The sequence below is a fragment of the Shewanella sp. YLB-07 genome, from assembly GCF_009377275.1.
On the sequence record NZ_VOQB01000012.1, the window covers coordinates 58,315 to 72,091 of the forward strand.

The 13,777-nt window shown below is 43.4% G+C and carries 13 protein-coding genes; 4 read left to right on the plus strand and 9 right to left on the minus strand.

The window, feature by feature from the left end; translation table 11 throughout:
- Positions 1-3 precede the first annotated feature (3 nt).
- On the plus strand, positions 4-1,290 hold the full coding sequence (waaA, locus tag FS373_RS22785; RefSeq protein ID WP_152830685.1) for a lipid IV(A) 3-deoxy-D-manno-octulosonic acid transferase: 1,287 nt from the start codon (positions 4-6) through the stop codon (positions 1,288-1,290).
- 356 nt (positions 1,291-1,646) lie between these two features.
- On the opposite strand, the gene FS373_RS22790 is transcribed toward waaA, so the two are convergent.
- From FS373_RS22790 to rfbC, 4 genes are all read right to left on the minus strand, one after another.
- On the minus strand, positions 1,647-2,390 hold the full coding sequence (locus FS373_RS22790) for a 3-deoxy-D-manno-octulosonic acid kinase (protein WP_144048763.1): 744 nt from the start codon (positions 2,388-2,390) through the stop codon (positions 1,647-1,649).
- Positions 2,391-2,511: 121 nt separating this feature from the next.
- Positions 2,512-3,378, minus strand: coding sequence for a dTDP-4-dehydrorhamnose reductase (gene rfbD / locus FS373_RS22795; RefSeq protein ID WP_152830686.1), 867 nt, complete (start codon positions 3,376-3,378; stop codon positions 2,512-2,514).
- Positions 3,375-4,445, minus strand: a complete 1,071-nt coding sequence (gene rfbB / locus FS373_RS22800; RefSeq protein WP_322619556.1) for a dTDP-glucose 4,6-dehydratase — start codon at positions 4,443-4,445, stop codon at positions 3,375-3,377. Before rfbB ends, rfbD begins: the two co-directional genes overlap by 4 nt.
- A 2-nt stretch (positions 4,446-4,447) precedes the next feature.
- Positions 4,448-4,993, minus strand: a complete 546-nt coding sequence (gene rfbC, locus FS373_RS22805; RefSeq protein WP_152830687.1) for a dTDP-4-dehydrorhamnose 3,5-epimerase — start codon at positions 4,991-4,993, stop codon at positions 4,448-4,450.
- Between the two features lie 184 nt (positions 4,994-5,177).
- Here rfbC and FS373_RS22810 point away from each other — a divergent pair, with 184 nt between their 5' ends.
- A complete protein-coding gene (locus tag FS373_RS22810) occupies positions 5,178-6,209 on the plus strand; it encodes a glycosyltransferase family 9 protein (protein WP_152830688.1) in 1,032 nt (343 codons plus the stop codon).
- Between the two features lie 123 nt (positions 6,210-6,332).
- On the opposite strand, the gene FS373_RS22815 is transcribed toward FS373_RS22810, so the two are convergent.
- Both FS373_RS22815 and FS373_RS22820 read right to left on the minus strand, forming a co-directional pair.
- Positions 6,333-7,313 (minus strand): WavE lipopolysaccharide synthesis family protein, encoded by a 981-nt coding sequence (locus FS373_RS22815; protein ID WP_194165924.1) that lies wholly within the window; start codon positions 7,311-7,313, stop codon positions 6,333-6,335.
- A 93-nt stretch (positions 7,314-7,406) separates the two neighbouring features.
- Positions 7,407-8,228 (minus strand): glycosyltransferase family 2 protein, encoded by an 822-nt coding sequence (locus FS373_RS22820; protein ID WP_152830690.1) that lies wholly within the window; start codon positions 8,226-8,228, stop codon positions 7,407-7,409.
- A 140-nt stretch (positions 8,229-8,368) separates the two neighbouring features.
- Here FS373_RS22820 and FS373_RS22825 point away from each other — a divergent pair, with 140 nt between their 5' ends.
- Entirely contained in the window at positions 8,369-9,442 is a 1,074-nt protein-coding gene (locus FS373_RS22825; RefSeq protein ID WP_152830691.1) for a hypothetical protein, read from the plus strand.
- Positions 9,439-10,530: a glycosyltransferase gene (locus FS373_RS22830; RefSeq protein ID WP_152830692.1), complete on the plus strand. Its 1,092-nt coding sequence runs from the start codon at positions 9,439-9,441 to the stop codon at positions 10,528-10,530. Before FS373_RS22825 ends, FS373_RS22830 begins: the two co-directional genes overlap by 4 nt.
- A gap of 58 nt (positions 10,531-10,588) precedes the next feature.
- Here FS373_RS22830 and FS373_RS22835 read toward each other — a convergent pair whose 3' ends face one another.
- From FS373_RS22835 to FS373_RS22845, 3 genes are read right to left on the minus strand one after another with little or no spacing between them, the layout of a single operon-like run.
- A complete protein-coding gene (locus FS373_RS22835) occupies positions 10,589-11,575 on the minus strand; it encodes a WavE lipopolysaccharide synthesis family protein (RefSeq protein ID WP_152830693.1) in 987 nt (328 codons plus the stop codon).
- A gap of 12 nt (positions 11,576-11,587) precedes the next feature.
- Positions 11,588-12,655, minus strand: a complete 1,068-nt coding sequence (locus tag FS373_RS22840) for an HAD hydrolase family protein (protein ID WP_152830694.1) — start codon at positions 12,653-12,655, stop codon at positions 11,588-11,590.
- Positions 12,652-13,512 (minus strand): phosphotransferase, encoded by an 861-nt coding sequence (locus tag FS373_RS22845; protein WP_152830695.1) that lies wholly within the window; start codon positions 13,510-13,512, stop codon positions 12,652-12,654. Before FS373_RS22845 ends, FS373_RS22840 begins: the two co-directional genes overlap by 4 nt.
- Between the last annotated feature and the right edge of the window lie 265 nt (positions 13,513-13,777).

Here is a 13,777-nt window from a genome sequence, read left to right on the forward strand (position 1 = left end):
CCTATGAATCGTTTTATCTACTCCGCCTTGCTCTATCTGTTACTGCCGTTATTGGTTATTTATTTAGCCATACGTGCAATGAAGAGCGCTGACTATCGTGGGCGCTGGGGTGAGAGGTTTGGCCTGACATCACTTAAGCAAAGCGATCTGTTAATTCATTGTGTGTCCATGGGGGAGACATTGGCGGCGGTGCCCTTGATTAAAGCGATTCAGCAAGCATTTCCCCAGCTGACGATTACTGTGACCACCACTAGCCCTACTGGTTCTGCCGAAGTGGTAAAGGCCTTTGGTGATAGCGTGCAGCACTGTTACTTACCCTTCGATATCTCTGTCTGTGTCAGGCGTTTTCTCAAACAAGTCGCGCCTAAATCTTGCATCATCATGGAGACCGAGCTCTGGCCTAACCTGCTTCATCAGGCATCGAACTCTGGGATTAAGTTGATGTTGGCAAACGCCCGCTTATCTGATAAATCGGCGGAAAAGTATCGAAAACAAGCAACTCTGACCTTGCCCATGTTACAGAGCCTAGATCGGATAGCGGCTCAATCTAAGCTGGCGGCGGCGCGTTTTATCGATTTAGGCGTTAAGCCTGAAAATATCAGTGTCTGTGGGAGCCTAAAGTTCGATCTCAGTATATCGGCAGATAAAATAGCGCAAGCAAAAGCATTGCGCCTGGCGTGGCAGAAAGATGATAGTCCTATCTGGGTGGCGGGCAGTGTGCATCCGGGAGAATTTGATGCCATCTTGAATGCTCATCGCCAGGTATTAGCGGATAAGCCCGATGCCTTGCTTATCATGGTTCCTCGTCATCCAGAGCAGTTTAATGCCGCCGCAGGTAAGATTGCTGGTGCTGGATTTAATTTAGCTCGTCGCAGTTTAAATGAGCCGCTACAGCCAAATACTCAAGTACTATTAGGCGATACCATGGGGGAGTTGCTCACCTTCTATGGCGCCGCCGATCAGGCCTTTGTCGGTGGCACCTTGATCGATAACGGTGGTCATAATCCATTGGAGCCTGCTGCATTGGGGTTACCTGTGTTTGTCGGTCCACAGCATTGGGATTTCGCTGAGATAACGGGTTTACTTCAAGATGCCGGGGCATTGAAGGTGATCGCTTCGGATAGTGAGCTTGCAGGTGAATTGCTCAATAAGTTCAATGACCAGTCGGCCTATGAAGCCGCCAGTGAGGCTGGGCATAAGGTTGTCGCCGCTAATAGAGGCGCACTGAAGCAGCAGTTTGAGCTTGCGAAACAATTGATCCGCTCACAAGAATGGTCCCAAAATAAATAGTTATTTGGTTTTTCGATGGGCTTGTATCAGGCATAAATTCATATAAAAGTTCCAGACCTGCTTCTTCATGCGTAACTGATATAAAGCCTGTTAATTGGGATAATGCACCTGATTTGTCAATAGAAGTTCGCAATCGGTAGCGAGTACTGAGTCGTAGTTTGGTTAATCCAGGTGTAGGTACGGCTGTGAGCTTCGGTTTCAGGGATGAAACTGCAGAGCGCCCAGGGAAGGGTTTACAGCGTCTCACAGAAGCACCTGCACATTTGCCTCGCTGGAGGCGATTAATGCAAGTGCAGCTTTGGGAGCGTTAGGCTCTGCTAAAGAATTAATGAGCTGATACTAATGAATATTTCGATCTAAGGTTTCGCATAACCTTTTAATAAGTCCTGCCAGTTAGATTCGGTGAATGCTAAGGCTGGGAGTTTTCCCTTCTCCTTATTGAACGAGCGCAATAAGCGGTCAAGGTTTGCAGCTTGCCACTTAGTATTAGGCGCTCGGATCTCCCCTCTGTCGAAATCGATAAGATAGAATTCATCATCTGTGATGAGGATATTTTTGGCGTTGAGATCGGCATGATAGACGCCGCGCTGGTGGAACTTAGCTATGCAAGTCCCCAGCTGTCGCCACTGCTCGGCCGTCATGACTTCTGTGCTTAGCTTGGCCACCAGATCCTGTGCCCCTGCAACACGCTCGATAATGATATCGGCGCGATAGTACAGGCCGCTGCGTTCAACATTGGCGGCGATGGGTCTGGGTACGGCAAAGCCTTCATTAAACAGTAGGGTCAGTAGAGCCAGCTCTGCCACCGCTCGTGTCTTGTGTAACCCGGTGAACAGGTATTTGTCCTTGCTTAGCTTCTCTATCAGGCCGCCGCGATAGTAATGGCGTAACACCCATTCACTGTCTTTATCTACTTGTGTTTCATTCTGAGATGCTTCGAGATCAGGCTTCACAAACCAGGTGATATAGCGTCCCTTAGATGAACCTGTGACGGCGGATTGTTGCTGCCAAAAACTAACATCGAACCATTCGGTGGTGATCGCTTGTGCGGCGGTAACGCAATATGCGATAGCGCCTTGGCTGGTCTGTTTTATCTGCATGGTCATCTTGGGCTGATCTGCTTGAACGTTAGCTGGCATAGAGTCTGACTTAAGTGATTAAAATTAAAGTGAAGCTTTAGGGCTGAGCTTATTCTACATCAAGTTGTATGATTCGAAAAAATTATAGCTGTTGCAGCACTGATGTTAGATTCTCTCGCCAAGGTTTAGCCGTCATTATTTGCCGGGAGGCCGTTATATCGAGCAAGCTAAATTTGGGGCGTGATGCGGCACTGGAGAACTGACTGGATGAGATGGGCTCAATGGGGATACGAGTATCAAGTTTACCTAAATTCAGTGCCATATCTTGAATGGCCAAGGCGAATTCATACCAGCTTGCCTTCCCTGCATCGCTCCAGTGATAGATAGGGGCTAACGTTTCTTGTTGGCTCAGACTCCAGATAAACTGGCCTAGCTCAGATGCCGAAGTTGGGCAGGATGTCTGGTCATCAATCACCGATAATTTGGGCTGCTCAGTCATGAGCCTGAGCATGGTCTTGACGAAATTAGTGCCAAATTGGGAGTAGAGCCAGGAGCTGCGTACTATGCAGACTTCCTCATATTTAGTGGCTATGACCGCTTGTTCTCCGGCTAGCTTAGAGGCGCCATATACATTGAGTGCACTCGGCTCATCATCGACGCAGTAGGCCTTGTTTTGCTTGCCGTTAAATACGTAATCGGTCGAAAGGTGGATCAGGCGAGTCTGGGTCCGTTTCGCCGCCAATGCGATATTGTCAGCGCCGTCTCGATTGACTGAGAATGCTTGGTCTCGTTGAGATTCAGCCATGTCGACTTGGGTATAGGCGGCGGTATTGATGATGAGCTCGGCGCGGGTCTGTTTAATTGCGGCTATGATTGACTCTAATGAGCCGATATCGACATCATCTCGGCCCATGGCTGTGGCAATAATCTTGTTTGGCTTGCTGGCGATTAAAGCCTGAGCCAGTTGACCATGTTTGCCTATGATGAGTGCGCGTGATATCGACTTCATCGAGTCAGACCATCAGGTTTATCTGAACTTATGAGCTGTTGGTACCATGCGGGGTTATTGATATACCAGTCTAAGGTGCTGGTTAAGCCAGATGCAAAACTTCGCTCTGGCTGCCAGCCCAGTTCTTGCTTTATTTTACTGGCATCTATGGCGTAGCGTTGATCATGACCTGGCCTATCAGTCACAAAAGTGATGAGTTGTTTGAAGTCATCAATACCTTGGGGTTTATCTAAGATGCGTGTGTTTAACAGCTCACATATTTTCGTCACTACTTCCAGATTAGTCCGCTCGTTACCGCCGCCAATATTGTAGGTTTCACCGAGTTTTCCCCTTAAGGCTACAAGGTAGAGTGCCCGCACATGATCTTCCACATGGAGCCAGTCTCTGATCTGTTGACCATCTCCATATATGGGCAGGGGCTCGCCAGCTAAAGCCTTGTGCAATACCAGAGGGATGAGTTTTTCAGGGTCTTGATAGGGGCCATAGTTATTCGAGCAGTTACTTAGCACGACCGAAAGTTTATAGGTGCGACTCCAGGCCCGCACCAGGTGATCTGCCGCCGCCTTACTCGCCGAATAGGGCGAGCTAGGTTGGTAAGGGCTGTGTTCGGTAAACAGCCCTGTGTCTCCTAACTCACCGAAGACTTCATCGGTTGAGACATGGTGAAATCTAAATGTCGCCTGTTTTTCGCTATCTAGTCGCGCAAAATAATTACGGCAAGCCTCCAGGAGGCAGTATGTGCCGACAATATTGGTCTGGATAAATTCAGCCGAGCCGTCGATGGAGCGATCCACATGACTTTCGGCCGCGAGGTGCATGACGATATCCGGATTGTATTGAGTCAATAAGCACTGGATAAGCTCGCTATTACAGATATCCCCATGGATAAACCGGTAGCGCCGATTGGCCTCGATGCTCGTCAGCGATTCAAGGTTGCCTGCATAGGTCAGCTTATCTAAGTTGATGACGCTATGGGGCGTCTCGTTTATCAGAAAGCGTACTAACGCCGAACCGATAAAGCCCGCACCGCCAGTAACTAAAATTGTTTTGTTGCTATGAGTATCCACAATCACAAGCCCTTGGTTATGGCATCGAAGGAGAGTCCCATATTATCTTTGCTTGATAATATAGGTAATTGCCCCTGAAGAGGCCAGTCAATCGCTAAGATTTCATCGTTCCAGGAGAGGGTTTGCTCGAACTCGGGGGCATAATACTCGGTACACTTATATATTATCTCCGCAGAATCTGAGGTGACATAAAATCCGTGGGCAAAGCCTGGCGGGAGCCACATCTGCTGACGATTTTTTGCCGATAGATAGGTGCCGAACCATTGGCCTAAACTTGGACTGTCTGCGCGTAGATCGACCGCAACATCGAATATCTCGCCAACGACCACACGTATCAACTTGCCTTGGCTGCGTGGCGATTGAAAATGTAATCCCCTCAAGCAGCCTTTTATCGACCGGCTATGATTCTCTTGCACGAAAGTAACATCGGCTATCTGCAGCCTAAACCAGGAGTCACGAAAGGTTTCGCAGAAACAGCCGCGCTCGTCTTCATGGACGCGAGGCGAAAGAAGTTTTAGATCTGCAATTGGCGTGTCGGTGATGTTCATAGGACCATTATGTTCTGAGCTGAGTGTCTCTGTAGTTATAATAAGGGAGTTTGCTCTCAATGTTGAGGGGCATGTGGGTGAGAGTTAAGATTTTGGCTATATTCGGTGGAACTTGATTGAAAGCTTGGAACCTAATCCAGATCTCAATTAAACTCTCTGGATTCATATCTCACTCTCTGGCCTTATGAGCTTAAAACTAGATAATATCGATTCATTGTGTTTGTTGCGCTTGTCTGCAATCGGTGACGTGTGTCATGCCGTGGCTATGGTACAGGCGATACAGAGGCAATATCCAAAGCTTAAGATCACTTGGGTTATCGGAAAAATTGAATATCAGCTGCTTAAGCATCTGGACGGCGTCGAGTTTGTGATTTTTGACAAGTCACTGGGCTGGCGTAGCTATTTCAAGTTACGCAGGGATTTGGTGGGAAAAAAGTTCGATGTGCTGCTACACATGCAAGTGGCCTTGAGAGCGACCATAGCTTCACTGGCGATATCCGCGAAGGTGCGGATTGGCTTCGATCGGGCACGAGCGAAAGAGGGCCAATGGCTGGTGACGAATAAGAGTGTCGAGCCTCTTGCCACTCCCCATGTGCTCGAAGGCTTCATGGGCTTCGCTAAAGCGATAGGGGTGACAGATCTCACTCCAAGCTGGGAGATTCCAGTACCTCTCGCCGATACCGAATTTGCAAAGAAGATGATCCCAGGTGGCGATAAAACCTTAGTTATCTGCGCCGCCGCCAGTAAAGCCGAGCGCAACTGGTTACCTGAGCGCTACGCCGCGGTGGCAGAGCATGCGATATCTCAAGGTTTTAGAGTAATACTTTGTGGCGGACCTGTTCCTTTAGAGCTTGAGTTAGCCAAGCGCATTGAGCAAGCCTGTGCAGTCCCCCTCGAAAACCAGGTGGGCAAGACCTCGCTGACTCAGTTATTAGCCGTATTAAAGCAAGCCTCTATTGTTCTGGCACCCGACACCGGACCAGCGCATATGGCAGTGACTCAAGGCACGCCTGTAATTGGGCTTTATGCCCATTCAAATCCGCGAAGGACGGGTCCCTATACCTGTTTGGACTCGGTGGTTAGTGTTTATGATGAGGTGATTGCAAAGCAAAAAGAGGGCGATGTACCTTGGGGAGCTAGAGTAAAAGGGACTGAGTTAATGAGCTTGATACAAATTGATGAGGTTGTTTCAAATTTTGATTCGTTATTGCTGTAACTATTTACTGCAATAGTCCAACTCAATTATGTTAACACCTTGATGTGTATTTTTGATGTCGTCTAGCATCTTTTATAAGGAATGTTAGACAGTTTTAATCTGTGATTTTCTTAGTAATATTTTTTAGGTTTGGCCGAGAGGATGTTGCTTACGGCTAAAACGTTTCTTTAATCTGGAAATTGGAGCTTTAGCCCAACGAAAAAAGAAGGTTTTGGTTATTACTGCTATTAAACTTGCGGGGTAATTTTTATCGCAATATTTTTTATAATGCCATTGCCATTCAATATGAGACATCTCATTGACACGGTATTTGAGGGTATCTAACCGTTTTATAGAGCCTAACCCTAAGTTTTTTGCATCTTGAACAATGAGATTATTTAGTAAAATTTTCATCCAAATATCATGATCAGTCATATCAAAATGTGTTCTCATTGGACTAATTTCGGGACGAAATTTACTTATCCATCGAGTTGTGAACTTTTGTTCTGTTGAAGTTATTCTCTGCGGGGCGCCGAGATATTGTGGGCGTCCTAATAGGTTTGGGTTGAGTTTATAATCTTCAAATAATTCAATATCCCACATATTGATTAAATCTTGAGTTCTTCCATAGGCAAAGAAATCACATATATGCCGACTGATTTTATAGCCGTCAGTCATCATTTTTGTATAGCGGTGAGCAACCACAACCCGTTCTTTCAAAAATGAAAAATTTGGTTCGCGCACTGGGAAGTCTTGTTGTTGGGCTATGAAACCATTGCCCGTAAGGTAATTATCAGTTCTTAATTTTACTGCATATTCAGTTTTTACTCGCTTTAGACCCTCTCTTATTCCCACTATTTGACGATTAGAGTTTTCTGTAAATGGGTACCCATTTGCATCAAATGCGATAATGTTACATCCGGGATCTTCACTAAGTATTATTTCATCCACATCGAGTTTATCTACAATTTGATCTCTCCAGGTAGATAAAATGATATGAGAGCCGGGCAGAAACTCTCTAATGGTGGCAATAGCCTTTTCAGTTATACCTAGTTCCATCTGACGTTGCGCGGAAGAGCGTACTGGACCGTGTAAAACAACCGTAATTTTACTAAAATTATCCATTTTCCTATTCCATTTAGGTTGGTTTAACATGGGGTAAAGTCTTCAGTTTTCCAGCCATATATAATAAGAACTAATTTCCCAGCTGCACTACTTTTATTTGGATTGCTCAAGCCCATTTTTACAGCGTGTAAGCTGGTTTGAGACTGTATTTTGATAGATCTGTTGGTTTTTATCTAACATTTTTGTTGAGCTTAATTTGTGAAAAATATGAAAACAGGTGGCTTTAAGTCTCAAAGATTTGCACTTCAGCCCTGAATTTATTAGTCTTTGGCAAAACTCTAAATCTTCGGGACCCCAGCCTTCAAAGTCATTGTTGTAGCCATTGACCTTGATGATATCCTCTCGCCAGAATGCACAATTCCCTCCCAAGCCTCTGTTGATATGGCTCTTTAGTTTTTCAGTAATGAAATTTGGAAGAAAAGAGAGTCTAAACGCCTGATCTCTATGTCTTAGCCCCTGCATTAGAGGGTGGGGTATAGCATCTGAAGACAGTAACTTCTTACTGGTTTTTTCATTTATATAGGCTCTCTTGCCTTGTACGAAATAACCCTGTTGGGCTGAAAGCCTATGATCTTTAGTAAAGGATGGATTCAACATCGTATCGCCATCGACAAAGATGATGTAATCCCCACTACTCTTGGCTATGGCCTTGTTGCGGCTGAGCGCGAGTCTGAAACCTGAATCTTCTTGCCAGCTATGGTGCAGTGAACAAGGAAACAGGGCCTTATATTGTGAGATTAAATCAACTGTTCGAGAATCTGAGCCATCGTCGGCAATAATCACTTCGTAGGGATATTCAACCTGTAACTGAATACTATCCAGAACCTTTTTCAAGGCTTTTGGCCAGTTATAGGTGGTAATGATCAGTGATACTTTGATGTTATTTCTCTGTCTTTGTATTGTCAGTTCTTTCACTATTGCCCTGATACATGATTTTTCTAGGAGGAAAATGGATTGGATTGTAGCAAATTTGCCTGTAAGTACCTAGGTGGATAATGAAAAGGTGTTACCATGCGTACTTTCAACTCATCTTAACTATTTTCATCATAAAGCTTATGAGTACTAAATCGCCTAAGTTCCTGTTTGTGCCAGTATCTTCTCCTGAGGGGATTGGCGAATATATGCGATCAATTATTATTGCGACTGCCATATGCGAGAAATGGCCCGAGGCTGAAGTTGAGTTTATATTGAATAAGCATACTCTCTATGCTGCAGATTGCCCTTTTCCTGCTCATTTGTTAGATGATACACCGACAAAAAGAGTGAAAGAGGTTAATGATATAGCCTCAAAGTTTAAACCTGACTTAGTGCTTTTCGATGCCTCTGGTCGTAAGTCACAGTTAAAACATGCTTTTGACCTTGGGGCGAAGGTTGTGTTTATTAGTCAACATAAGCGTAAGCGTAGCAGAGGGATGAAGTTATCCCGTGCCAGAGTGACTCATAGGCATTGGGTGGTGCAACCAGAATTTGTTCTCGGTGATATCAGTTGGATTGAACGTAAAAAACTGCAGCTGATAAATAGGCCTGAACCTATTTTTATCGGTCCAGTCTTCAGTCAGCCAAATGCGGAAAAACAGCATGAAATCTTGTCAAGGTATCAGCTATGTGAGGGGGAGTTTGTTGTCTTTAACTCTGGTTCTGGTGGGCACATACTCTCTGGTGAATTAGCGGCAGATATCTTCGCAGCGGCAGCAGCTAAAAGCTATCAGGAGATTGGTTTAAAATCTGTGATGGTTTATGGTCCGAACTACCCTAATGAGATGCAGCAAGTGGAGGGGGTTATTGCAATTAAGCAGGTCGAGAATACCGAGTTTATTAACCTTGTTAACGCTTCAAGGTTTGCAGTGTTAAGTGGTGGAGACACTTTATTGCAGGCTATTGCGATCAATAAGCCAACTTTAGCGATTGCGGTATCAAAAGATCAGCCGCCTAGAATCAAGGCGTGCTCTGAGCTAGGCTTGATCCACGGGTGCGACAGTGATGTCGATTCAATTTTGAATGGAATTCAATCAATGCAGCGACCACAACTTGTGGCAGGTTTGTTGCGTAATATGAAGGCTAGTCCAAGTTTTAATGGGCTGGCTATCTGTTTGAATGAGATATCGGACCTACTGGAGGGTAAATTATGACAGCAAAGCGTATAGCTATCGCGATTGACACGTTAACAGGTGGTGGCGCTGAAAAAGTGATGTTAACGCTTGCTAAAGCACTTCTCGCACAAGGCCATCGGCCTCACTTGCTGGTGATGCAAGATGAGTGTTTGCACGATATTCCAGATCTAGTTCCCGTTACATTCTGCTTCAATAAAAATGATAAAAACTTGACTGGGTTCAGTAAACTGTCTCGATCTGTTGTTGTGTTGGAAAAAGTGATTGCAGATATCGAGAAAAAGGCGGGTAAATTTGATCTGTTCCTATCTAACTTAGATCTAACTAACCTTTTGATGTCAAAAACATCTGTTACCCCACTCTATTTCGTGATCCATTCATCCGTTGAGGAGTCACTTAGTAGGCAAGCTAAGCTGGGACCATTTGCTTATTTTAAAATGCTAAAGGCGGTGAAGGCGCTAAACGGTCAAAACTTGGTAACGGTTTCGAAGGGAATCGAGAAAGAGATAGTGAAAGTCGGCCGCATCCAACCAAAAACGATTCGTACCATTTACAATCCTTTTGATATCGAACATATCCTTGAGTGTTCAGAGCAGCAGAATGATGAGATACCCGATGGGGATTTTCTTATTCATGTTGGTCGTTTTGCAAAAGCCAAACGACATGATGTGTTATTCCAAGCTCTCAAACAGATCGATAGTCAGATTCCGTTAGTTTTGCTTTGTAAGAATCGCAAGAAAGCCCTTAAAGTGGCGGATAAGTATGGTGTTAGGGATCGATTGATTATTCCAGGGTTTCAGACTAATCCTTTTCCTTGGATTAAACAGGCCAAACTATTAGTTTTAAGCTCTGATTATGAGGGCTTACCGACAGTCTTAATCGAATCATTAGCTTGTGGTACACCTGTAGTGAGTACCAATTGTAATCATGGCCCAGATGAAATTTTAACTGGAAAATTGGCTCATTATCTGGTGCCAAGACGAGATCCTAAAGCTTTAGCGGCAAAAATCGATGAAGCCTTATTCACACCACCTAACATTGGTGAGCTAGAGATCTTTAATCAAGTATCTGCTGAAGTTGTAGCTAAATCTTACCTAAAACTTATCTAGTGATTAATACCTATTGGTAATACCAATGCCGAGCAATATTGCCCGGCATTGGTGAAAATTACATGCCTAAAGCATCTTTCTTACGTTTCATTTTGAGCTTTAATTTAGCCAGTGGTGCTTTCAGCTTTCGATACCAGATTTTATCGAGTCTTAGCTGCCAGCGTGGGGCAAAGAAGTCGGGAGCACAATATTTTTGATACAGCACTTGCCATTCGGCATGGGAAATTTCATTAGCTCGATAACGGGTGCTTTTTAGCCTGCCTATGGTTTTTAAACCAAGGTTATTGGCTTCAACGATAACTAAATTATTCGCCATGATGAGTTCCCACTCTTGCTTGAGGTCTCCGTTGTAATCAAAGTGACCCTTTAGGTATGAGGAGCTAGGGTTTAACTTAGTGATCCAGCGAGAGGCGAAGTGCTGCTCAGCCGATAAAATTCGCTGTGGCGCACTCATATGTTGGCCCTGACCAAGCTTACTTTTATCGAATGGAAAGTCTTCGAACAGCGGTAGATCCCACATTTTTAACAGATCTTCTGTTAACCCATAAGCAAAGAAATCGCAGAGGTGACGCACTATCGGATAGCCATCTGAATAGAGTTTAGTGAGCCGGTGTGAAACTACGACCCTCTCTTTAAAGAGCCGTAGATCAGGGTTATGCAATGGATATGCTTGCTGCCAACCAATAAAGCCACTATGGAGTAGAAAATTATCAGATCTTAGTTTGATAGCATACTTAGTCTTTACCCGTTTCAATCCCTCTCTGATTGCAACAATTTGGCGGTTGTTGTTTTCTTTTAGCGCGCTACCATCAAAGTCATAGGCGATGATATTCTGCCCAGGGTCTTGATTTAATACTAGCTCATCAATATCGAGACCGTCTGTTGGCTGCCCTTCCCATGTCGAGAGGAGAATATGAGCTCCTGGCAGGTACTTACGAATAGATAGCAGTGCTTTTTCTGTTATACCAGGTTCCATAGGCCGATCAGGATTAGCTTGAACAGGCCCATGCAGAACAACGGTAATATTGTTTATTTTATTACTCATCAAATAGTCTCGCTATAGCATAAAGCCAATAGTCCCTTCTAGCTTGTCTTTAAGGTCTTGAGAATCGCGTTTTAGATTGATGGCATCGCAACTTTTGTAGGGATTGGTTTTAGCATAATCATTAATAACAATACGCTTTCCATGAACTAAACCATAAATGATTTGATCGAACTGTAGGCCGATTCGACTTAGCTGAGCTAAAGTTTGCTTTTTAAAAGAAGGCTTTCGTGAAGTGGTAATGATGACTTCTACTTTACCTGTTTCATGGAGCCTGTTGATGGCTTGGACATTGTCAGATAAAGCTTCTGTTTCTCCCCATTTAGGTGTGGAGTACTGTCCTGAATTTTTTACTAGTGTGCCATCTAGATCAATGAAGAGTGTAAAATATTGGGCTTTATACTCATTCCATTCTTTGATTGTTCCCCAGTCACAATACTCTGAAACCTTTAACACTGAAAATTGCTTACTATCTAATATCATTGAAAAAATAATATCAGAAATGTAAAGGTCATCATTTTCTAAGCGTTCGAAATATTCACAAAATTCACTGGCATGCTCAAAGGCATATGCGCCAACACAAAACTGAGAACTGACAACTTTCTTCTCAACAATATTGTCAATTAACCCATGTTCATTCAGTTCGACATAACTTTTGTTAGATGCATTTATCTTTGAGTATTCATTGAGATCGCTAACAGCAACTGCATTGCCTTTAACACTTGGAAGTTTAAAGAAATTATCAGAATCTTTGATAATAATCTGACCTTTAATCTTAGCTTGTTTTATACCTGCATAGATGGTTTCCGGCTGAGAATTAGTGGTGTTTTCGAGTAAAATCAACTCAGATTTTTCTAAAATACCGATCTCATCGAGTTGCTCGAGCAGGGCTTGTTTTACGTTAAACTGCAGTTCATGAGATTTCAGTCCGATGAAGTAAATATGGTCAAACTCTTCAAAGTTAATACCCTTGATGGCTTCAACAACCATCATATACCCCATAGGATGGGTAAGCATCCACTTAGGTTTCATATCGGGAAAGCGTGAAGATTGACCAGCAATGGGGATTAATAAGTTGATCATTTTTTAGCTCCGAAATATTGATTGATGAAGTTTATAACTTGCTCTGAGTGAGCGTAGGGAATAATTCTTAAAATATTTATATCTTGGAAAAAATCGTAGTGCTCATTAACCCAGTCAAACTGGCTAAAAAATGGCGCTAATTGCTCATCAAGATAGGTTAGTGCTTGAGTTGTTCTGGCATTATGCCTCAGCTCTGACTTGCATCGACTCCAGCCGTGTAGTGTGTCTTGGCGAATTTTACAGATATCAATTATGGGAGATTCAATAAATGAATCTAGAAAATCAATAACATGAACTTTTTTATTGAGCTTAGAATAAATTAAATTACTGAGAGTCAGATCGCCATGACATATTCCTTGAGGAATAGTTCTGTCAACATTAGCTTTTAAGGAGGCATCTTTTAAAGCGCGTAATGTCGAGTCTGTGAGTTCGCCAGAGGCGATTATTGCTTCGGAGTTTTTAATAACCTGCTGTACTTTAGTTTGAAAAATATGGGCTGGTACAGTCGTTATCGGTGATCTTTCAATCTCATAGGTTAGAAGCTCTTTTAATGCGTCTACTATCTGATCTAGAGTTTGCTTTCCGCATTGCAAAGAGAGTTCATCGAAGCCTGAGCCGTGAACGAACTCCATCGTAAACTCAAAATTCTCCGCTTCACTGAGACTCGTGATTATATTGGGGATTACAATATTTTTTAGATCACACTCTTTAGCAAATAACTCTTGCTTTTGCATCTGTAGCTTTAGTCTAGAAGAGTAATGTTTCGAAGATGAGCGCTTTACGACAGCGAGTTTATGATTGATTTTGGAAATACTGAGCTCACAACCAGAATTACCAGCTATACCAAGTTCAAACATACTACCTTTCCTGCTGAGGCTATTTTTATAATGTGGTATTTTACTGCTAAAATGAAAAAAATACAGTAGTTAATCTTCAGTTCCTATGTCTGTATTTATACTTCGTAGTTTAAGCAGAAAGACAGAAAGTCTGTCGTAGTAATCTATTGCAGATATGTATGAAATAATTCACTTCTTGAATTACAAAGTCTTATTTATGAAGTGAACCGGCAAGGGGTAAGCCGTAAATTATGTAAAGTCATTTATCTAGTGCATGTTGAGCAAA